Raw genomic sequence first — 21075 nt, 5'->3', positions numbered from 1 at the left:
GGACGCCTCCCCACGCCGGCTGGAGAGGCGGGTTTCGTATAAGAAGGCAACAGCATCCCCCGGTTCGCTCGAACGGGGCGCAATATCCAGGTGACGAGGACCGCCCTCGGGTGGTCCAGGAAAGGGGCAAGGGTTGTCCGGGGGCGTCGATCTCGTGATTCCAATCAGCCGGGCGTCGCAGGACGTCGACTTCGTCACGTTCGATCTTTTCGAGACGCTGCTGTTGTTTCCCCTGAGCGGGTCGGCTCAGATGTGGGAAATGGTGGGCACCAGCATCGGCATGGCGGATTTCGCGCCGCTGCGGGGCGCCGCGGAAGCTGAGGCGCTGCGCCGGGCGGAGGCGGATGGCCGCTTCACCATCAGCCATGACGAGATCTATGAATGCCTCGACCTGCCCGCTGCGCCGCGCGAGTTCGCCAAGCGGACGGAGCTTCTCTATGAGGCGGCGCTCTGGCACCCCCATCCGGATGTGCGGGAGCTCTATGTCCAATGGGCCACGGAGGGGCGCGCGGCCATCATTGCCGATACGCCCCATGGCGCGGCCTTCATTGCCGGGCTCCTGTCTCGGTTGGGATTGCCCGAGGCCCCGCTCTTTCTTGCGAGCGAGGTGGGGCTTCCCAAGGCGGGTGGGCGCCTGTTTGTCGAGGTCGCCCAAAGGCTCGGCGTGCCGCCCGGCCGGATCCTCCATGTGGGGAGCCGAGAGCAGGAGGATTTGCGGCCGGCGCGCGAAGCGGGCTTCCTCACGCAGGCGGTGGATGCCCGCGATGATGTTTTCACCGGCGCTCAAGGAGCGGCAGCGCTCAGCTATGGCTTCAGGCGGTTGGGACCGCAGCCAAGCCGGGCCCCGTTGGCTTCCATCGGCTTCGATCTGCTTGGGCCGCTCTATTGCGCCTTTCTGCGTTGGGTGGAATGGCATGCGCGCATCAATGCTATCGATGCGCTCGTGTTTTTTCCGGGCGTCGGCCACTGCCTCGAGCACCTTGTGCCGAGCCTTGGCGCGGCGTCATTGCCCCGACGTGCGATTCTCACGGCCTCGAGGGAGTCCCTGGCGCTGGCGACCGTGTCGGACCGCAACTTCGATGAAAGGGTTGCCCTCCTCATCGCCGAGGCGGATGGGGGGAGCGTCAGCGAGGCCTTGGAGTGCCTTGGGATCGCGGTTCCGTCCGCGCAGGTAATGGCAGACCTGGGGCTGGGAGAGGACGTGATCGTGGGGGTCGAGCACCACCCGCTTGTTCGCCGCTTCTTCAATGCCTATCGCTGGCCCATTCTCGCCGCGGCCCGCCGCAGCCGCCGGGAGCTCTTCCAGGACCTGATTGGCCAGGGCATTGAGCCGGGATCCCGTATCGCGCTTGTTGCGGCGGACTGGGACGGCAGCCTTCAGGAAGCATTCGAGTTGGCCTTGGAAAGTGCCTTGGAGATGGAAGTCTATGGCTATTCCCTCTGCCTCCTCGACACGCCCGAGACACGCCGGCGCCAGGCGCGGATGCACTTGAAGGCGATGCTCTGGCGCGAAAGCGTGGGGGGACCTAAGCTGGATCTCCTGGCGCGCGGGCGTCTGGAGGCTGAGCTCTTGTTTCTCGCGCCCGATCTGAGGCTTCCTGCCTCCATGGCTGGGCGCTCCGACCCGCCCCCCCGCAGCCGCATGGATCGCGCGCAGCGGGATCTGGTGGCCCGCGGCGTCGGTGCGGGTGTCGAGGCCTTCGCGCGTCTGTTCAACAGCTTCGTCGCGGCCACGGGATATGAGCCGGAGCCGCTGGATATTGCCGCCCCGTTCCTGGACAGGCTGGCGAACCTCAAGCAACCCGCGGACCTCGTGCGCGCGCATCTCTGCTCAGGTGCGTCTGACACGAAAACACCTGGGTCAGCTGGATCATCGGACCCCGCGCAAATGCGTGGCCTTGGGTAGCCGGCGGCGCGCTGCGCGGAGAGGGGTGCCGGATGCGGCGGTGCTCAGGCTGGTGTCCGGATCACCCAGTGCTTACGCATGGGCTCGACCACCTGCCAGGTGCCGGTGAAGCCGGGCTCGATGACGAATGAATCTCCCGGGCCTGCCTTTACCACGGAGCCGTCATCGCCGGTGACGACGCAGCGGCCGGACACCACGAGGCAATATTCCCATTCCTCGTAATTCACCCGCCAGGTGCCCTGCGTGGCTTCCCACTCGCCCGTGCACAGGCGTTCGGCGGGGGCGTCATAGGTCACCCAGACGCGCGTTTCGGGCGTGCCCTCGATGAGGACGGCTTTGTCCACCGGCCCGATGATGGGCTCGATCATCTCTCTCTTCAGCGCATGCAATGTCATGGTCTTGCTCCCCGACCATGGCTCTAATCAGTGTGGGAGGCGGGATCAACCGGGGGCGATGGGGCGTTTCAGGCGGCCTCCTGCCGCAAAGCGCTTTCCAGGCGGTTGCCCGCTGCCTGCATGGACAGGATCTGGAGCGCCTTCTCGGCAATGATCCGCCCCGCCTCGCCCGGTGGCAGGCCACCCTCATGAATGTTGGAGATGACCGTATATTCGTAGCGGATGTTCGGGTTGCCGCTATAGGCCGCCGCGCGCGCCCTTGTGTCCTCGTCGGCGATGCGGAAGGCGAGATAGGCCGAGAGCGAGCGGGACGCCTGGGCATCGCCCCCCGGACGCTCCCCGATCAGCGTGATGACCAGGCGGGCCTGCAGCGCATCGCCGACGGGCTCAGATACCTTCACGCGACCGAATGGCAGGAGCAAGGGGTCTCCAAGGCTGGCCCCGGCGGCGGCAAGGCGGTCCAGCAAGCCGGGCAGGAGGTGGGGCACGTTGGCATGCACGGCCTCTGCGCTCAATCCGTCGGACACCACCACCTGTACGTCCCGGCACTCGGCGGCAAGCGCGGCGAGGGCTGCAGCGTCGAGGTCCGCGCCGATGTCCGGATGGCTGAGGTGGGCGTCGCGATCCTGGGCGCGCGAGGCAATGCGGCGGAAGGGGATGCCTCCGAGGCGGGCGGGATCGAGGTCCGCATAGATGGCTTCGCGGGCGATGGCCAGATTGGCCCTGATGGTACGCGAGACCCGGTCTGCGGGGCGGGGACCGGCATTGTCGAAACCCGGCATGGCCGGCGTGCGCGCCAGCAGGCCCGCAAAGGCCTCCGCATCGGGGCAGAAGAGCGTGGGATCGCCCCAGCGGGGGCCCCGCGCGACGGTGCCGTCCTCCTCGCGCGCGAAAATGCCTTTCTCCAGGCCCCAGGCCAGATAGTCGGCGGCGGGAGCGAGGCCGTGCACCTCCCGCAGCGTCTGGTCGTCGTGGCCGGACGTGTCGAAATAAGCGAGCATCCGGTCGGTGGACAGGTAGACGTCCATGAAGAAGTTCGCGCCGGCGGCGGTCAGCAACTGCGTCGCCACCTGCTGGCCTTCCATGGTGATCTGCGAGTGCAGCGTGTAGCAGGGCGCCATGCCCATGGGCAGGCCGAGCAGCTTGCCCATGAAGTGATCCTGGAGATTGGCCAGGATCATCTCGAAATTGTCGCGATGCGTCTCCGGACCGATGAAGCCGGTGACGTTGTTGACCATGAACGGGTCATAGCGCCGGGCAAGGCCGTAGCACAGGGCCTCGCAGGTGGTCATGTCCAAGCCGTCATGCTTGCCATAGGTCAGCTCGCTGCCTTGGCCGGTCTCGAAATACATGAATTGGCAGTCGGGCCCCAGCGGCCCTTGGGCGGCCATCAGGCCATAGGCGTCGTCGAGAAGCGCGACGGTGACGTCGAATTCCTCTGTCAGGGTCCGTTCCGTGCCGGCAAGGCTCTGGAACATGATGTCCACCGGCGCGCCCCGCTTCAGGGCCGCCATCTGCGTCTTGACGTGGGAGAGGACGCAGACCTGGGTCGGTGCCCCCGTCTCGCGGCGGATCGCGTCCGCTTGGGTGAGAAGGGCGGAGACGTTTTCCAGCGTGTCCACCGCCGGATTGATGCCGATCAGCGCATCGCCCGTCCCCATGGATAGCCCGGTATAGATAAGCGCCGCCACCGCCGAGAGGTCGTCCGTGGGGTGGTTGGGCTGAAGGCGAGAGGACAGGGTGCCGGCGGCGCCCACCAGGGTGCGCGCCCGCGCCGCCCGCTTGGCCTTCTTCGCCACCAGCACCAGCTCGTGCACGTCCATGATCTTTGCCAGCGCCGCCGCCATGACGCCGGTGAGCGCGCCGCCGAGCCGGCGCACCTCGCGTGCCGGGGCGCGCAGCAGGTGATCCTTGAAGGCGCCGAGGGTGAGCGGCGCGATGCTGGCGAAGACGGCCAGGTCGATGTCGTAATTGACCCGCATGACATCGTCGACTCGGCCGGACGCATCGGTGAGGGGGCGGTCATAGAGGTGCTGGAGCGTGAGGCTGGACAGCAGGGAGCGGGCCGCTTCCCGCGTCACGTCGTCCCCGGCGGCAAGGCCCGCATTCCTGTCTCCCGCCTTGGAATGGTCGGCGGCCCCGAGAAGCGCCTTCAGGCCATCAAATTCAAAGCTGCGGTCGAGCAGCGTGATCGCGTAGCGCTCCTGGGGCGCAGGCTCCGGGACGGGAATGGCAGCAAGGGGCGTGAGCGAGCGCATGGGGCCTCCGGGGGATGCGGGCGCAACCCGGTGAGCGAAGGCGAACCTGCGTCCACCCCCGCTGACCTCTGTTGATATTCCCTTAAGGAAAATCTTTTGCCAATACCCTTGTCTCTTTCGCGACGGCTCAGGCTTCCTTGAATCCGTATTCCGGCGTGCCCTGCTCGGCACCGTAATATTTGTAGGGCAGGAACTTGCCGGTGAAGGTCATCTTCACCCGGTCGCCCTTGGGGTTTTCCTGGCGGGAGATGTCGATGTCGAAGTCGATGGCGGACATGATGCCGTCGCCGAACTCTTCCTCGATCAGCGCCTTCCAGGCCGGGCCGTTCACCATCACCATTTCATAGAAGCGATAGATCAGCGGGTCCGTCGGGGGCATGGGCATGCCGCGATAAGGCACCTCGTTCAGCATGCGCTCCTCGACCTCGCTGAGGCCGAACAGTTCGGCGGCCGCCTTGGCCAGCGGCTTGACCAGCTTCATCTGGCCTAGCAGCGCCCCCACCACCAGGACCGGCGACATGCCGCCGATTTCATCGGTGATGTATTTCCAGGTCCATCCCTTCTCGCGCTTGATGTCGAGGATCTTCTCGGTGAGCTGTTCGCGCTTCATGGGGTCACTCCTTGAGGTCTTGAAGGTCGTGAGGGGTCAGGCGGCGGCGATGTCGCCGCCGGAAGGGGACAGGGGACCGGCGACGGGGCGGACCACCGGCGGGGTGCGGTGGTCGTAGCCGGGGGCAAGCGCCGACTTGAAGGTCTTGGAGCGCTCCACCAGGAAGTCGATGAGATGGTTGCGGACCGCGTAGAAGTCCGGCTGCTTGTGGATGTCGAGCCGCCGCCGATCGCGCGGCAGCGGGTTCTCCACGATCTCCGCCACCACCGCTTCCGGGCCGTTGGTCATCAGCACGATGCGGTCGGCCAGATAAATGGCCTCGTCCACGTCGTGGGTGATCATGAAGACGGTTTGCCCGGTCTCCAGGCAGATGCGGCGCACCTCGTCCTGGAGGGTGCCGCGGGTGAGGGCGTCGAGGGCCGAGAAGGGCTCGTCCATCAGCAGCATCTTGGGCTCGATGGACAGCGCCCGAGCGATGCCCACGCGCTGCTTCATGCCGCCCGAAAGCTCCGCCGGGCGCTTCAGCTCGGAGCCTTTCAGGCCCACCACCTCGATGAAGCGCAGCGCATGGGCGCGTACCTGCTCGCGGCTCCAATCTGGATGGCGGGAGGAGACGGCGTAGGAGACATTCCCCAGCACGGTGCGCCAGGGCAGCAAGGCGTGGCTCTGGAAGATCACGGCCCGGTCGAGGGCGGGCCCTTCGATGGCGCGGCCATCCACCACCGCCGCGCCGGAATCGGGCAGGTCGAGGCCGGCCAGGATGTTGAGCACCGTGGTCTTGCCGCAACCGGAATGGCCGATGATGCAGGCAAAGTCGCCCTTGTTCATGGAGAACCACAGGTCGTCGAAGACCGTGGTGGTGCGCCCGCCGGCGGCCTTGTATCGGCGGGAAATGCCTTCGATGGAGACGTAGCGGCTGGTCATCGCCTCACTCCGGATAGGTCACGAGGCGGGCAATGGCGGCGAGGATCTGGTCGAGACCCATGCCCACCACGCCGATTACGAGGATGGAGACGATCACATTGGTGATGGAGAGGTTGTTCCACTCGTTCCAGACGAAGTAGCCAATGCCCGTTCCACCCACGAGCATCTCCGCCGCCACGATGACGAGCCAGGCAATGCCGATGGAAATGCGCATGCCGGTGAGAATGGTGGGCGCCGCCGCCGGCAGGATGACGGTGAAGGCCCGGCGCAAGGGGCCGACCTCCAGCGTGCGGGCGACGTTCAGCCATTCCTTGCGCACATTGGCGACGCCGAAGGCGGTGTTGATCAGCATCGGCCACAGCGAGCAGATGAAGATCACGAAGATGGAGGAGAGCGTGGAATCCTTGATGGTGTAGAGGGCGAGCGGCATCCAGGCGAGGGGCGAGATGGGCTTGAGCACCTGGATGAAGGGGTCCAGCGCCCGGTTCATCAGCGGCGACATGCCGATGAGAAAGCCCAGCGGGATCGCCACGAGGGCCGCGAGGAGATAGCCCATCATCACCCGCGCCACGGAATAGGCGAGCTGAATGCCCAGACCCTTGTCGTTGGGGCCGTTGTCATAGAAGGGGTTGGCGAGATGCTTCCAGAGCGTCTCGCCCACCGCCAGCGGTCCCGGCATGGCGGACTTGCCGCTGGTGGCGGTGGCGCCCATGAGCTTGGCATATTCGGGGTCCATGCCGCTCGCCTCCTGGCCTCCCCGCACGGCGAGCTGCCAGGCGAGGAGGAAGGCGGCGAAGATCAGGACCGAGACGACCAGGGCGCGGGCCCGGAGGCTCAGCGACATGGGTCAGCTCCGGCGGATGGCGAAGCTCGCCACATAGTCTTCGGGCTTTGCCGGATCGAATGGCTTGCCCATGACCACGATGGTCTTGGACGAGGTGGGCGGGGTCTGGCCCAGTTCCTTCATCAGGCTGGCGGTCTGGGTTTCCAGGAACACCTTGCGGGCGATGCCGGCATAGTCCACGTCGCCCTTGATCTGACCCCAGCGCTTCATCTGGGTCAGGATCCATACGGCGAAAGCCTGGTAGGGGAAGGGATCGAAGGCGATGCGGTTGGGCACCTTCTCCACCTGCCCGAGGCCATTGGCGAAGGTGCCGGTGAGCACCTGTTCCACCACGATGGGCGGCTGGTTGAGATAATTGGCGGGCGCGATGGCCTCGGCGATCTCCTTCCGGTTCTCGTTTTTCTGGGCGTAGCCGGTGGCGTCGATGATGGCCTTGGTGAGGGCACGGAAGGTGTTGGGCGCCTTGGTGGCCAGCTCCTCGCTTGCGGCGAAGGAGCAGCAGGGGTGCCCGTCCCAGAGCTTCAGCGAGAGGATGTGGATGAAGCCGACGCCGTCATAGACCGCGCGCTGGTTGAAGGGGTCAGGGCCGAGATAGCCGTCAATATTGTCGGCCCGCAGGTTGGCCACCATTTCGGGCGGCGGCACGGAGCGGATCTGCACGTCCTTGTCCGGGTCGAGGCCAGCCTCGGCCAGATAATAGCGCAACAGGTAATTGTGCATGGAATAGTCGAAGGGGACGGCGAACTTGAAGCCCTTCCAGTCCTTCGGGTCGCGCTTGTCCTTGTGCTTCATGGCCAGCGTGATGGCCTGGCCGTTGATGTTCTCGATGGCGGGGATGGTGTAGGGGGTCGAAGGCGAGCCGATGCCCATGGAGATGGCCAGCGGCATGGGCGCCAGCATGTGGGCGGCGTCATACTCCCCGTTCAGCGTCTTGTCCCGGATGACGGCCCAGCCGGCGGTCTTGATGACCTCCACGTTCAGTCCGTAGCGCGAATAGAAGCCCAGCGGATGCGCCATGATGATGGGGGTGGCGCAGGTGATCGGGATGAAGCCGATCTTCAGGTCCTTCTTTTCCAGAGTGCCGGCGGTCTGGGCGAAGGCGTCGGTGATCTGGCCCAGCGGCAGGAATTGGGAGATGGCAGCGAGGGCCGTGGAGGCGCCCACCGCTTTCAGGAAGGCGCGGCGGGCGGGGGCCTGTGGGATGAGCGCCCGCATGATTGTCGCCTCGACGGCGCTGGCATAGCGCTCGTCTTCGCCGCCGGTGGCGACGCAGGACAGGTCATGCTCGTCCTGCGACGCATGCTGTCCGCACGAACAGCCGGAGGAAAAGAAACGGGAACCGCGCCGGAAGGGATCGAAGCTCGCCATGGATCGCCTCGCTTTGCTGGGCCCGGGAGGGCCGCGGGAAGGTGCCTTCCTCTACGCAATCCGTGTGCCAGACTTCAGCGGGCGACTTTTGCAAGCGATACCAAGGGGGGGCGCCTGAAAAATGATTTACGAGTTTTCGTGAATAACGAATTTTCGTGATAGACTTACGAAAAGTCGTAAGTCTCTGAGGTGGCCATGAGCCAGGGTGTCGCTGAGCCGGTCTCCCATTTCGGTCCCTTCGGACCGGCCTTCGACACCGCCATAGAAGCCCAATTGGCGGTGGACCTCGAAACCGGCGCCATCCTCGATGCCAATGGCGCGGCTGCGCACCTGCTCGGTTATGAGCGGGGCCGGCTGAAATCCATGCAGATTTTTGACCTGCATCCCGGCCAGGCGCCGGCGCTCATCGCCTTCACCCAGGCGGTGGAGGCACGCGGCACCTATTGGGCGCGCACCCTCTCTCCCCGGCGGGCGGACGGCACGGGCGCGCGCGTGGAGACCGGAGGCGTGCTGGTGCGCACGCCGCGCCGCCGCCGCCTGCTCATGACCTTGTGCGACCTGGATGCCCGCCAGCGGCGCGACATCGATGCCGCCGCCGACACCTTCATGCGCGAGGGGGTCGCCGAATGGCAGCGGGTGGACCGGGCCTTCCGGGACATCGAGCGGGAGAACCGCCTCATCCTGCGCGCCGTGGGGGAGGGCATCTATGGGGTGAATGCGGAGGGCAAGACCACCTTCGTCAATCCCGCCGCCGAGCAGATCCTGGGCTGGACCGCCGAGGAGATGATCGGCCAGGACATGCATGTGATGGTTCACCACCATCACCCCGACGGCTCCCATTATGCCCACGAGCATTGTCCCATCTATGCCGCCTTCCGCGACGGCGCGGTGCATCAGGTGGAGAATGAGGTGTTCTGGCATCGCTCGGGCAAGCCGGTCTGGGTGGAATATACCTCCACCCCCCTGCGCGACCGGGGCGTGCTCATCGGTGCGGTGGTGGTGTTTCGCGACGTGACACAGAAGCGCGAAGCCAACGAGCAATTGCGGGCGGCCCTTGCCGAGGTGGACAGCCTGCGCGAGCGGCTGGAGCTGGAAAACGCCTATCTCCAGGAAGAGATCCGGGCCGAGGGCAGCCATCGCGGCATTATAGGCCGCTCCGAGGCCATCCAGAAGGTGCTGCGGCAGGTGGAACTGGTCGCCCCCACCGATGCCACCGTGCTGGTGACGGGGGAATCGGGCACCGGCAAGGAGCTGATCGCCCGCGCCATCCATGAGGCCAGCGAACGCCATGAGCGCCCGCTCATCCGCGTCAATTGCGCCGCCATTCCGCGCGAGCTGTTCGAGAGCGAGTTCTTCGGCCATGTGAAGGGCGCCTTCACCGGCGCCCTGCGCGATCGCATCGGCCGTTTCGAGCTGGCGGACCGGGGCACCCTGTTCCTGGACGAGGTGGGAGAAATCCCCCTGGAGCTCCAGAGCAAGCTTCTGCGCGTCCTCCAGGAGGGCCAGTTCGAGCGGGTGGGCGAGGAGCGCACGCGGCAGGTGGATGTGCGCATCATTGCCGCCACCAATCGCGACCTGCGCGGCGAGGTGAGAGCGGGGCGCTTCCGGGAAGATCTCTTCTACCGCCTCAATGTGATGCCCATCGAATCCGTGCCGCTGCGGGAGCGGCGGGAGGATATCCCGCTCCTTGCGATGCATTTCCTCTCCGCCAGCCGAAAGCCGGCGGACCGCTCGCTGCAACTGAGCGAGGGGGATATGCGGCGCCTCTCGGCCTATGACTGGCCGGGCAATGTGCGCGAGCTTCAGAACGTGATCGAGCGTGGCATCATCCTGGCGCGCAATGGACGCCTGACCATCGATCTGCCGGGGGGAGAGCGGCGCACCGCCGCGCCCAGCGCGCCTGTCGTCCCGAGCCCATTGGAGACGGAGGAGGAGCGCCGCATGCGCCTGCGGGAGAGCATCCTCAAGGCCCTGGAGGCGGCAGGGGGCAAGGTCTCCGGCCCTGGCGGGGCGGCCGAGCGCCTCGGCCTCAAGCCCACCACTCTTGCCTCGCGCATGAAGGCCATGGGGATCGAGGCGCCGCGCCTCCGTTGAGCGCTTGCGTCAGTAGTCCCATTGGGCGCCGATGCCCACGGAGGTGTTGCCGTCGGCGCCCGTCGCGCCCTGGAGGCGGATGTTGCGCGTCAGGTCCAGATCGATGGTGGCCTGTGAGGAGTTGGGCGTCGTGCCTTGCCGGACGCCCAGATAAAGCCGGTCATTGATGCGCCGGCCGATGCCGATCTCCCCGCCCGTGCCCGCCGCGTTCGTCCCGACGCTGAGGCTGTCCACGCCCAGTGAGCGCCGCAGATTGCCGAGCAGCGCATTGCCCTGGCCGGACAGCGCCGTGACGGCCTGGGCCACCTGGAGCGCCTGGCCGGCTGAGAGCTGGCCGGCCGAGCGGCCAAACAAAAGGCGCGCCACCACTTCATCCTGTGGCAATTCGGGCGTCGACGTGAAGGTGATTTCCGGCTGCGAGGCGCGCCCCGAGACGATGATGCGCGCGGTGACATCGCTGGCCGCGCTTTCGGCGACGAAATCAAGATCGGGATCGGTGTCGCCGTTGAAGGTCAGGCGACCGCGCGTAAAGTCGAGCCGGCGGCCGATGATTTCCAGCCGCCCGCGCAGCATCTCGAAGCCGCCAATGGTTTGCGGCGCGGCGCTGGTGCCACGCACCTGGATATTGCCTGCCAGTTCCGCGTCAAGTCCCATGCCGCGCACGAACACCCGGTTGGGTGCGTTGATGGTCAGGTCCAGCGTGGCCACGAACGGGCTCGGTGCGCCGCGTCCCGGCCGCTGGGGCGGCTGGCGCAAGGCGGCGGGTGTGCGGCTGCCGGGGGGCAGGTTCACGTGCCGCACATTGAGCGCCTTTGCGCCGCCCGGCAGGCGATCGGGGATGTTCACGTCCATCTCCCGCACCTCAATGGTGCCGGAAATGGCGGGGGTGCGCGCCAGAGCGCCCGAGAGAGCAAGGCGCCCCCCGGCGACGAGGCGGATGAGTTCGCTATTGGCAAGCTGGGCGTTGTTGAGGGTTAGGTCCACCCGCCCGGGGAAGCTGCCGGCTGGATCGAGGGCGATGGTGCCCTGGCCCTGGATGCTGCCACCATTGGGGGTGAAGGCCTGGAAGGATGAGACCGTCAAGCTCCGATCCGTACCGGTGATCACCGCCTGGATGCGCTCCAGCGTGATGCCATGGATGGCGTCCTCATAGCGCCCGCCGCTGATGCGGATCGTGCCGCCGGCGCGCGGTTCCTCCAGGGTGCCGCGCAAGGTCAGGTCCACCGCCGCCGTTCCGGCAGCCCGCGCGCCCGAGGTCGCGAGCATGGCATTGGCGATGGCCAGCGACACGGAGCCGCGAATGGTCAGGTCAAGCGCTCCATTGGAGACAGGAATGAAGCCGTTGATGGTCACCCCCGACAGGGACGGTCCCGACAGGGCGGAAGCGATGCTGGCCCGGCCATCCGCCAGGGTGCCATTGGCCCGGAAGTCGAAGGGGCCGGCCCCCGCCGCCGTGATCTGGGGCATGGTGGCCCGGTTCACCGTCACATCGTAGCGGCCGGTGGGCGCAGCCGGCGTGCCGGTGATGCGGGCATTGGCGGCCAGCGTGCCGCTCGGCGAGAGGGTCGGATCCACGAGCGCCGCGAGCGCCAGCGGCACCGCGCGGGCTTCCAGCGTCAGATCGAGGGTATCGCCCGCGCGGCCCTGTGCGGTCAGGCTGCCGCCGCCGGACAAGGCGAGGGCGAATCGGTCGAGGGTTGTGTTGCCCGCCTCATAAGTCAGGGTTGCGGGGGCGGTCAGGGTGGCGGTGGTGCGATCGCGGGCGAGCCGCAGCGTATCCACGCGCAGCCTCTGCGCCTCGCCCTGCCTGGCGAGCAGGGCACGGGTGGTGAGCGTCGCGCCCTGGGCATCCGCATCCAGCGCCAGCCGCGTGCCTTGGCCTTCCGGCTGGGCGGTGAGGCGCGCCCGGGTGATGGAAAGGGTGCCGGCCTCGATGCCGGTGGCATCCACAGAGCCCTGGATGGCGGCCGATACCCGCGGGTCGGTCACGGACAGGTCGATGCGGGCATTGGCCACCCGCTGGCCCGAGGCCAGGAGATTGGCGAAGGTGCCGCGCACGGTCACGCGCTGGACGCCGCCCGGCGCGTCGAGGCTGACCGTGCCTTCGGCCCGACCTCCTAGCTCGGTCAGGGTCAAGGCGGAAATGTCCGCGAGATCGCCCGCCACCAGCGTGAGGTCCCCCGTGGCAAGGCCCGTGGGCGCGAGCGTCACGGCCCCGCGCGCGGTGACACTGCCAACGGCGAGGTCGAGGCCCGTCAGCGCCCGTGATCCATCCGCCCCGGTGCTGAAGGCGAGCGTTCCGCGCGAGGCCTTACCGCCGACCTTACCCTGGAGCTGGCCTGTTCCGGAGACCCGTCCGGTGAGATCCTTGGCGGCCACGTCGATGGCCAGGCCCTCGATGGCGTGGCCCATGGCCTTGCCTTGGGCGATGGTGGCCTGAGCCGTCATATCCAGGGAAGCGAGGCGACCGGAGAAGGCGGCCTTTGCCTGCGCCGCCCCTTCCAGACGCCCGTCCAGGCGCGTGAGATCGGGCAAGGAGAGCTGCGCGGCAAGATCGGCGGTGGTCGCATCAATGCGGCCGTTCACCGCCAGGGCCGCGCCCGTGGCGTCGACCGTGAAATTGTCCACTGCGACGGCGCCGTCCGGTGCAACGGACAGGCCGCCCTTGAAGTGCGAGGCGCCGCCTGCCAAGCCGTCGAGGGTGGCATCGCCCGTCGTCACGTCGCGGGCTGTGCCGTTGACCGACAAGGCGACCGCCCCGCCCGCACCGGTGCGCTTTACGTCGGCGGTGAGGGCGAGAAGGCCGGCCAGTGGCCGCCCGGCGAACGGGGACAGGGCCGCGAGGTCCAGGCGCGCCACGTCGAGCCGGCCCTCAATATTGGCGAGGTCGGCCTTGCCTGCAAAGCGCAGGTCGATACCGGAGAGGCGCACCGTTGCCTCGGTGAGGACAGGATCCTCGCCGCGCAATCGTACGCCGCGCAGGGCCAGCGTTCCCTGCGGGCCCAGGGCTGCGGCGACCTTGGGATCGTTGGCGGACAGGCCATCCCCGGTGGCATCCACCTTCAATGCGAAGGTGCCGGCACCGTCGGGCACGGCGCTCGCCTCGGCCTTGAGGGCCCCGGCGCCATAGCCGAAGCCCGTCACCTTGGTGGCATTCACCCGCATCTGCATCTGCGGTTCAAGCACGGTGCCGGAAATCCCGCCGTCCAGACGGGCCTCGTCCCAGGCAAGGCCCGGCAGCAGGGCGGAATAGCGGTCCGCCGCGCCGGTGCGGGCCTGGAAGGTGAGGGTGATCGGCCCGTCCGTGGGCACGCCGCCGCGGGCGGAGAAGCTGAAGCCGGCGGACCTCAAATCGAGCGCGTCCACCTGGAAGCCGCCGTCCGCCTTCATGACGATGCGGCTCGACAGGTCGCTTTCGCCTTCGAACAGCCGGGAATAAGCCTTGGGCAGCGCCCGCCCCACATCGCCGCGCGCGGTCAGTTGCACCACCCGGCCACCATCCTGGGCGCGCACCGAGGCGGAGCCTTCCAGATGCGCCAGGTCGCCCGCGGTGGCATCGAGCGTGCCCGACCAGGCATCCAGGGTGCCCGCGCCCTTCACTTGCGCCTCGAAGGCGGGAAGGCCCTCAAGGCCGGCAAGGCGCGCGAAGATGCCGCCCGCCGGCTCGCGGGCGGTGATGTCCACGTCGAGTGCCGCCGTCTCCGGGGCATAGCGCACCGTGCCGGCGGCAAAGCCTTCGGCATCCCGGCGGTTGAGGTTGAAGTTCAGCGACAGCCCTTGTCCGAGACCGTCGATCTTGAGCCCGCCCTCGAAACCGAAGCGGGCTTTCTGGCCGAAGACGGGCTCATCAAGGTCCACCGCCGGTGCCTCGATACGGTCTACGATCACCCGCAGGTTGCGAGCAAAGCCGGACTGCGAGGACGCCTGCGCCGGGCGCGGCGGCAAGTCGGGCTGGCGCTGGACGGTGACGCGCTCCGCACTTACCAGGGCCACCGTGACGCTGCCGGAAAGCAGGGCCAGCGGGCTCCAGGCGAGGGAGAGGCCCTCCACGCGGGCGAACGGGCCATCCGGATCGGACAGATCGATGCTGGCCACCCGCATGTTGGACGGGATGAAGCCGGACAGCCCCTCAATGCGCACGCTCAGTCCGTCTCCGGATGCGAGGCGCCCGGCGAGCGAGGCCACCATGTCGCGGCCGGGGGGCGTCTGGATCAGGCCGAAGCCGGCCAGCAGGAAGCCCACCAGGAAAATGGCGAGAGAGATCAGGGAGCGCGAAACGAGACGGAGGGCGCGCATCAGAAGGACTGCCCCAGGCTGACATACAGCCCGTAATTTGTGCCGGCCACCTGTGCGTCACCGGGGAAGGCGAGGTCGAGCCGGATCGGCCCGATGGCGGTGTAGTAGCGCAGGCCGATGCCGTAGGAATATTGCAGGTTGCTGAAGTCCGGCACGTCAGAGGCGAAGGCGGCGCCGAGATCGAAGAAGGGCACGATGCCGATGGTGTCGGTGATGCGGATGCGCGCCTCGGCGGAGGCGGTGAAGAAGCTCAGGCCGCCGACAATGATGCCCTGAGCGTTGCGGGGGCTTGCCGCCTGGTATTCGTAGCCGCGCAAGGTTCCTCCCCCACCCACATAGAAGAGCCGCTGCGGAGGGGCATTCTCGTACTGGGCTCCGAAGATGGAGCCCGCCGCCACCTTGCCCGCGAGGATGAAGCGATTGTCTTCGTCCAGGGCCTTGTAGGTGGAAATCGAGGCTTTCATGAGAACGGGACCTGCGCCGTCGCCGCCGAAATAGGCGAAGGGCTCCACCGTGGCGCTGGCCCGCACGCCGCGGGAAGGGTCGAGCAGGCTGTCGGTATTGTCGAAATTGAAGTCGAACGGCACGCCGGCAATGGGATAGTCGCGCCAGCCGTCGCTGTCCTCCACCTTCGAGGCTTCCAGGTCCAGTCCCACCTGGAGGCTCATATAATCGTTGAACCGGTGCCGTACACCGCCGAGGAAGGTGACGGCCTCGCGCACATAGGCATTGGTGACTTCCCGCAGCACCGACGCCTGGGCGACGAGGTCGTCATTGGGGGTGAAGATGCCGGGCTTCATGAAGGTGGCAGAAGCCTTGTAGCCGAAGGGGTCGGCATCGGGCACCGCGTCCGATTTCTCGCCGAACCAGGACGCCTGGGCGTCGAGGCGCAAGGTCTCGCCGCCACCGAACAGGTTGCGGTGACCCCAGAAGGCGTTGGCGGTGGAGCCGTCGGTGTTGGAATAATTGGCCGAAAAGCCCACATAGCGCGGCTTGCGCTCGCCGATCTGCACCTCGATGGGCAACTCCCCGCGGGCATTCAGCCGGTCTGCCTCGATGAAGCGAACGGAGCCGATGATTTCATAGGTCAGCAGGCGCCGGCGTAGGCGTTCCAGGCGATCGGGGGAGAACGGTTCGCCGGGCCGGATGTCGATGCGCTCGGGCACGAAATTGGGTGGCAGGCTTTGCGCGCCGCTGACCGTGAACGGGCCGAAGGTGGCCACCGGCCCGGGGGCAACCAGGAAGGTGACATTGAGGGTACGGGTGGCATGGTCGGCCACCACGTCCTTGGCCGTGATCTTGGCGAAGGGATGGGCTTCGTCCCGCAAGCGCGCCACGATCCGCCCCTCGGCGGCGATCACGGCGGTGGAGCGCGCCGGTTCGCCCGTCAGCAGGTTGAGGCTGCGCAGCGTCGGGGGAGAGGGGAGGGGCTTGCGGGTGGCGGCATCGAGGATGCGCACCTCGCCGAAGGTGAAGCGCGGGCCGGTCTCCACGCGCACCACCACCGGGACGGGCCCGGCCTTTCGGGCTGCATCGACGGCGGCGAACACGTCCGGCGCATCCGGCGGGCGGCCGGCCACCGTGATCTTCAGGTGCCCGCCATAATAGCCCTGGGAGAACAGGGCGGCGACGATCCGGTCATTGTCCGCCAGGGCGCGGCGCACGAGACCGGCCGCCCCTGAGGGCGGGGCCCGGCGCAAGGTCTCCAGGTTCGAGGCCTGTGTCACGGCAGAGCGGGCGTCCCCGTCTCCGGTCACCTCGAACGAGACGTCATAAGGCACCGCATCGGCGACAGGGGCTTCCTTCTGCGCCGCATCGGGATTGAACCAGGCAATGGCCTGGTCAAAGAAGGTGGGATCGTCGGCACGGGCGGGAGACGCGCAGAACAGGGCGCTCGCCCCCGCGGCCACGAGGAAGACGTAAGAGAGGCGGACGAAGACCTCGCCGGAAGTGCTGCGTGACGTCAGACGCCGGTGGGTAGGTCGCAACGATGCTCCGCCTCGGTGGAAATCCAGGGTCAGCCGATCTTAGCGGTCGTGTTTCCGAACGTCCATGCGCGAGGCATGGCGTCGTTAAGGGAGTGTAAGGCTAAGCCTCTGATTTCTCGATGAACGGACACCAGATCCATGGGCAATGCGAGCCGCTGCGGCGGTTCCCTGTGTCTGTGGGTACCTGCCTGCAAGGTCCTCAGCTTGGCTCTTGCCATGCCTGGAACAGACCCTCGACACATTTCGGCCAAAGTGCGAGGGTGCTGCCAACGGGAGGCTGTTCGAAAACTCATTGTTCCGCCGCAGCTTGCGCGGGCGCCCGGCGTTCGGAGAAGCCCACCGCATCCACGGGTGGGCTTGCGCCCCCTTTTGCAAGGATTGTCCTCCCTCTCTCCTGGGGCGACCCGCGGCGAGGTGGGTCGCACAAGCATAAAGGCGTGAGTTTTCAAGCAAATAGAGCGGACGGGGGACAGAGTGAAGCACAAGCTGACCTTGTATATCGTTATCGCCCTCATCCTGGGCGTGATCGTCGGATACGCGAACCACCTTCTCTGGCCGGAGCCCAAGGTCGCCGAGAATATCGCCAATCACATCTCGCTCATCACCGAGATCTTCCTGCGCCTCGTGAAGATGATCATCGGGCCGCTGGTGTTCACCTCATTGGTGGCGGGCGTGGCGCATATGGGCGACATGAAGACCATCGGCCGCGTGGGCGGCAAAGCCATGCTGTGGTTCATCACCGCATCTCTGGTCTCGCTCTTCATCGGCATGGTGATGGTGAACCTCCTGGCTCCCGGCAAGGACCTCAACATGCCGCTGCCGCCGGTGGACGCGGCCTCCGGCATCCATGCGGGATCCTTCTCGCTCGATGAGTTCATCAAGCATGCCGTGCCTAGCAGCGCGGTGGGGGCACTGGCCAATAACGAGGTGCTTCAGATCGTCATCTTCTCCATCTTCTTCGGCGTGGCGGCGGCCTCCGTGGGGCACAAGGCGCGCGTGCTGGTGGCGCTGATCGAGGAGGCCTCGCACGTGATCCTGAAGATCACGGGCTATGTGATGTCGCTGGCGCCGCTCGCGGTGTTCGCGGCCATCGCCTCCATCGTGACGGAGCACGGGCCAGGCATCCTGCTCACCTATGGCAAGTACATGGCCTCCTTCTATCTGAGCCTTGCCATCCTGTGGTGCGTGATGTTCGGGGCCGGCTTCCTGTTCCTCGGCAAGACGGCGGTGCGGGTGGTGTCGCTGCTGCGGGCGCCGTTCATCGTCGCCTTCACCACCGCCTCCAGCGAGGCGGCCTATCCTTCCATGATGCGCCAGCTGGAACGGGTGCCGGTGAGCGAGAAGATCGTCAGCTTCGTGCTGCCGCTCGGCTATTCGTTCAACCTGGACGGCTCCATGATGTATTGCACCTTCGCCGTGCTCTTCATCGCCCAGGCCTATGGCATCGAATTGAGCTGGAGCCAGCAGATCGTCATGCTGCTTGCCCTCATGGTCACATCCAAGGGCATGGGCGCCGTCCCGCGTGGCTCCCTCGTGGTGGTGGCCGCGACGCTGGAGATGTTCAAGCTGCCGTCAGCCGGCCTGCTGCTGATCCTGGGCGTCGACCAGTTCCTGGACATGGGCCGCTCCGCCACCAACGTCATCGGCAATGGCCTTGCCACCACCGTGGTCGCCAAATGGGAAGGCGAGAATGTGGATGTGGGCAAGGATGACGCGGACGAGGAACTCGCCATCGCCTCCTGACGGTGGAGGGCCCCGCATTGCGGGTGCGGGGGCACCGGTTTCCGGCCGGCGGCGGTTCGTCGCCGACCGGGCTTAATCGCAGCGATAATTGCCCTTCAGGCCCGCGCCTCCGCCGCTCGCCATGCCGATGGCGGGGCTGCTCAGATTGCCCTTCACGGTGAAGCTGTAGCCGGCGGGGCCGTTTGGAGCTCGCAGGGGGCGGGGAACCATGTAGAGGTCCACCGTATTGCGGACGAGATTGATGGTGCCGCGCCCCAGCGCCTGAACCGCATCGGTCTCGATCACGATCACAGGATCGGTGCGGCCGACGCCATTGGTGAAAGCCAGCGGCACCTTCACGCATCGCAGCGGGCTCTCGCCCTTCATCACATTGGCATTGAACAGGCCCCCCAGCACGCCGAGGCCCGCAAGGTCCAGCATGCCGGTGCCCAGGCGTCCGTTGCGCACGCGTGCGGTGGCGGTGCCCCCCAATGTCCGCAGCAGGTCGGTATCGACGCCCAGGCGCGCCGTCACGTCGAAGTCGAGGCGCACCGTGCCGGAGGCGGAAACGCCGCCCTTGCTGCCACGCATGAACGAGGCGAGGGGCCAGCCCTGGCCGCCGCCCTTTGCCCGCAGCACCGCTTCTCCTTCATTGGTGACGATGGCCTCGATTGTCCCGCCGCCATAGCGCACCCGCACCGGATCGCCCCGCAGCACGCCGTGCTCGAGCTTGATCCGCGCCTCGATGCCGCTCGCCCCCTCTCCTGACCCGTCGAGACGGTCGGCGCTCACCTTCACGTCGGCGTCGGTGGAGGCGAGGATGTCCAGCTGGCTTCCGCCGTCGGGTGCGCTGGCGCCGACAATGGCAATGCGCGGAATCGGCGGGCTGTCATCGTTTCGGCGGAACACCTCTCGCAGTTCGTCGACATAGAGCATGGGCGAATGGATCTGCCCGGAGACAAAGCTGCGATCTCCGCGCGCTTCCGAGGTCAGGGTGCCGTCGATGCGGGTGCGGCCGAGCTCCACCTTCCCGTCTGCCTTGAGGCTGTCCACCGTGCCGGTGATGTCGCCGGAGAAGCGCGCCGGGCCGTCGAAGTCGCTGGAGACGCCAAGGGCGCGGACGAAGTGTTGCCAATGGGGCACATTGATATCAGCGTTGAACTGCGTGGGCTGCGGCCCCTTGGTGCGCGGCAAATCGTCGAGGGTGAGTGCCAGCTTTGCCGTGATGAGGTCCGTATCCTGCAGCTCCGCCGTGAAGGCGTTGATGCCCAGCGTGCCGTCCGCGTCGGAGACGGCGATATTGCCCACGAAGCGTCCCAGGTCGCCCGCGGATCCCCCCGGCAGAAGCAGGACGTCGGACACCGCGATGTCGATGCTGCCGGCCAGCTCCACCTGGGAAAAATCCAGCACGTCGCCGATGCTGCCGGTGAGTCGGAAGATGGGCTTGTTCTCCGGCCCCGCCACCACGGAGATGCCGCGCAGCGCCACTTCGCCATCGGGGCCGCGTTCCACCCGCGCCACCTGGATGGGGCCGATCTCGCGCAGGCTCTCGGCGAAGGCATTGGTGCCGATGTGGATGTTGTTCAGCATCAGGCCGCGCGGGCCGTTGAGGAAATGGCCGGACAGGCGGGTCACGGCGATGTCGCGGATGGAGACGGCAGGCGGGGCGTCGGGGTCGATGTCGGCCACGGCGTTCAGGGCGATGCCCTTGCCGCGCAGGGCATCGTCCACCTTGCCGTCGAGGGTGACGCGGGCGCCCTCCGGAAGGGTGAAGTCTACCTTCAGGCGCGGCACCGACAAAGCATGGCTCTCGATCCCCAGCTCTGCCGACATGTATCCCGATCCGCCGCCAATGGGGGCGATGCGCGCCAGCGCCAGGAGGTCGTCCAGATTGGTGGTGCGCGCGGTGAGGGACGCAACCATGTGGTTCTCGAATTCGAGATCAGGCGCGCGCACAACAAGGCTGCCGCTCAGCCCTTCCGATCCGAACAGGATCTTCGCGCCATAGGGGCGCTCGTCGCCGGTCGCAAATTCCGGCTGCTCCTTTTCCCGATCAAACACGAAGCTCAAATCCAGCGGGCGGCCGTTCAGCTTGCCCTTGGCCACCCCCTTTTCGCGGCCGTCCTCCGGGAAGGTGCGCAGCCGATCCACGTCCAGCAGGAAGCGCCAGCCGCGCTCGGGGTCGTTGAAGTCCACGCTCACCCGATCGAGCTTGAGATGCGGCAGGTGCTGGAGCAGGCGAACCGGGGAGGCGAGGATCGAGCCGGGGGCAGGATTGAGGCGTTGGTGGATGAGGATGTTGAACCGGGCATCGGCCAGCGCGAAGCCGAAGAAGGGGCTGTCCGGCCGCAACTCGGCATAGGGCGCGAGCGCCAGAACAAGCTCGCCGATTTCCGCTTCTTCGCCCTCTGCCGCAGAGACCACCTGTCGCGCATGGACCGCAAGCCGGGGCCGGAACGTGATGGAGACTTCGCCTTTCACCGTGATCGGCTGACCCCAGATCTGCGTCAGCCCGCGCTCCACCAGGCTGCGTCGCAGCGGATCAGCCGCCGGCAAGCGCGCCAGCAGGAGGAAAGCGCCGGCCAGGAGCCCGGCCAGTACGCCAAGGGCCAGAACCGCCCGCAACGCCCATCGGACCATTACGCCATTCCCCGCCGGATGCCGGCTTTC

At 67.1% G+C, this 21075-nt stretch carries 12 protein-coding genes; 3 read left to right on the top strand and 9 right to left on the bottom strand.

Annotated elements, in window-relative coordinates; all coding sequences use genetic code 11:
- Positions 1-154: 154 nt before the first annotated feature.
- Positions 155-1906 (top strand): HAD family hydrolase, encoded by a 1752-nt coding sequence (locus J5J86_RS06435; protein ID WP_209104037.1) that lies wholly within the window; start codon positions 155-157, stop codon positions 1904-1906.
- A gap of 44 nt (positions 1907-1950) precedes the next feature.
- On the opposite strand, the gene J5J86_RS06430 is transcribed toward J5J86_RS06435, so the two are convergent.
- The 6 genes from J5J86_RS06430 to J5J86_RS06405 all read right to left on the bottom strand — a co-directional run bounded on the left by J5J86_RS06430 (position 1951) and on the right by J5J86_RS06405 (position 8305).
- Positions 1951-2301 (bottom strand): cupin domain-containing protein, encoded by a 351-nt coding sequence (locus J5J86_RS06430; protein WP_209104036.1) that lies wholly within the window; start codon positions 2299-2301, stop codon positions 1951-1953.
- A gap of 68 nt (positions 2302-2369) precedes the next feature.
- Complete coding sequence (gene eutB / locus J5J86_RS06425) at positions 2370-4559, bottom strand: ethanolamine ammonia-lyase subunit EutB (protein ID WP_209104035.1); 2190 nt, start codon at positions 4557-4559, stop codon at positions 2370-2372.
- A gap of 127 nt (positions 4560-4686) precedes the next feature.
- Positions 4687-5169, bottom strand: a complete 483-nt coding sequence (gene cynS, locus J5J86_RS06420; RefSeq protein WP_209104034.1) for a cyanase — start codon at positions 5167-5169, stop codon at positions 4687-4689.
- A 36-nt stretch (positions 5170-5205) separates the two neighbouring features.
- Positions 5206-6093, bottom strand: coding sequence for an ABC transporter ATP-binding protein (locus tag J5J86_RS06415; protein WP_209104033.1), 888 nt, complete (start codon positions 6091-6093; stop codon positions 5206-5208).
- Positions 6094-6097: 4 nt separating this feature from the next.
- Positions 6098-6937: a nitrate ABC transporter permease gene (ntrB, locus tag J5J86_RS06410; protein WP_209104032.1), complete on the bottom strand. Its 840-nt coding sequence runs from the start codon at positions 6935-6937 to the stop codon at positions 6098-6100.
- Positions 6938-6940: 3 nt separating this feature from the next.
- Entirely contained in the window at positions 6941-8305 is a 1365-nt protein-coding gene (locus tag J5J86_RS06405; RefSeq protein WP_209104031.1) for a CmpA/NrtA family ABC transporter substrate-binding protein, read from the bottom strand.
- 195 nt (positions 8306-8500) lie between these two features.
- Between J5J86_RS06405 and J5J86_RS06400 the strand changes: the two genes are divergently transcribed.
- Positions 8501-10399 (top strand): sigma 54-interacting transcriptional regulator, encoded by a 1899-nt coding sequence (locus J5J86_RS06400; protein WP_209104030.1) that lies wholly within the window; start codon positions 8501-8503, stop codon positions 10397-10399.
- Positions 10400-10408: 9 nt separating this feature from the next.
- Here J5J86_RS06400 and J5J86_RS06395 read toward each other — a convergent pair whose 3' ends face one another.
- Both J5J86_RS06395 and J5J86_RS06390 read right to left on the bottom strand, forming a co-directional pair.
- On the bottom strand, positions 10409-14695 hold the full coding sequence (locus J5J86_RS06395) for a translocation/assembly module TamB domain-containing protein (RefSeq protein ID WP_209104029.1): 4287 nt from the start codon (positions 14693-14695) through the stop codon (positions 10409-10411).
- On the bottom strand, positions 14695-16683 hold the full coding sequence (locus J5J86_RS06390; RefSeq protein ID WP_247658122.1) for an autotransporter assembly complex protein TamA: 1989 nt from the start codon (positions 16681-16683) through the stop codon (positions 14695-14697). The genes J5J86_RS06395 and J5J86_RS06390 overlap by 1 nt, the downstream gene beginning before the upstream one ends.
- Positions 16684-17157: 474 nt before the next feature.
- Here J5J86_RS06390 and J5J86_RS06385 point away from each other — a divergent pair, with 474 nt between their 5' ends.
- Positions 17158-18426, top strand: a complete 1269-nt coding sequence (locus tag J5J86_RS06385; protein ID WP_209104028.1) for a dicarboxylate/amino acid:cation symporter — start codon at positions 17158-17160, stop codon at positions 18424-18426.
- A gap of 72 nt (positions 18427-18498) precedes the next feature.
- On the opposite strand, the gene J5J86_RS06380 is transcribed toward J5J86_RS06385, so the two are convergent.
- Positions 18499-21045: an AsmA-like C-terminal region-containing protein gene (locus J5J86_RS06380; protein ID WP_209104027.1), complete on the bottom strand. Its 2547-nt coding sequence runs from the start codon at positions 21043-21045 to the stop codon at positions 18499-18501.
- Positions 21046-21075: the final 30 nt, after the last annotated feature.

Source organism: Aquabacter sp. L1I39, assembly GCF_017742835.1.
Classification (GTDB): domain Bacteria; phylum Pseudomonadota; class Alphaproteobacteria; order Rhizobiales; family Xanthobacteraceae; genus L1I39.
This window is presented reverse-complemented; position numbering and strand designations above follow the sequence as displayed.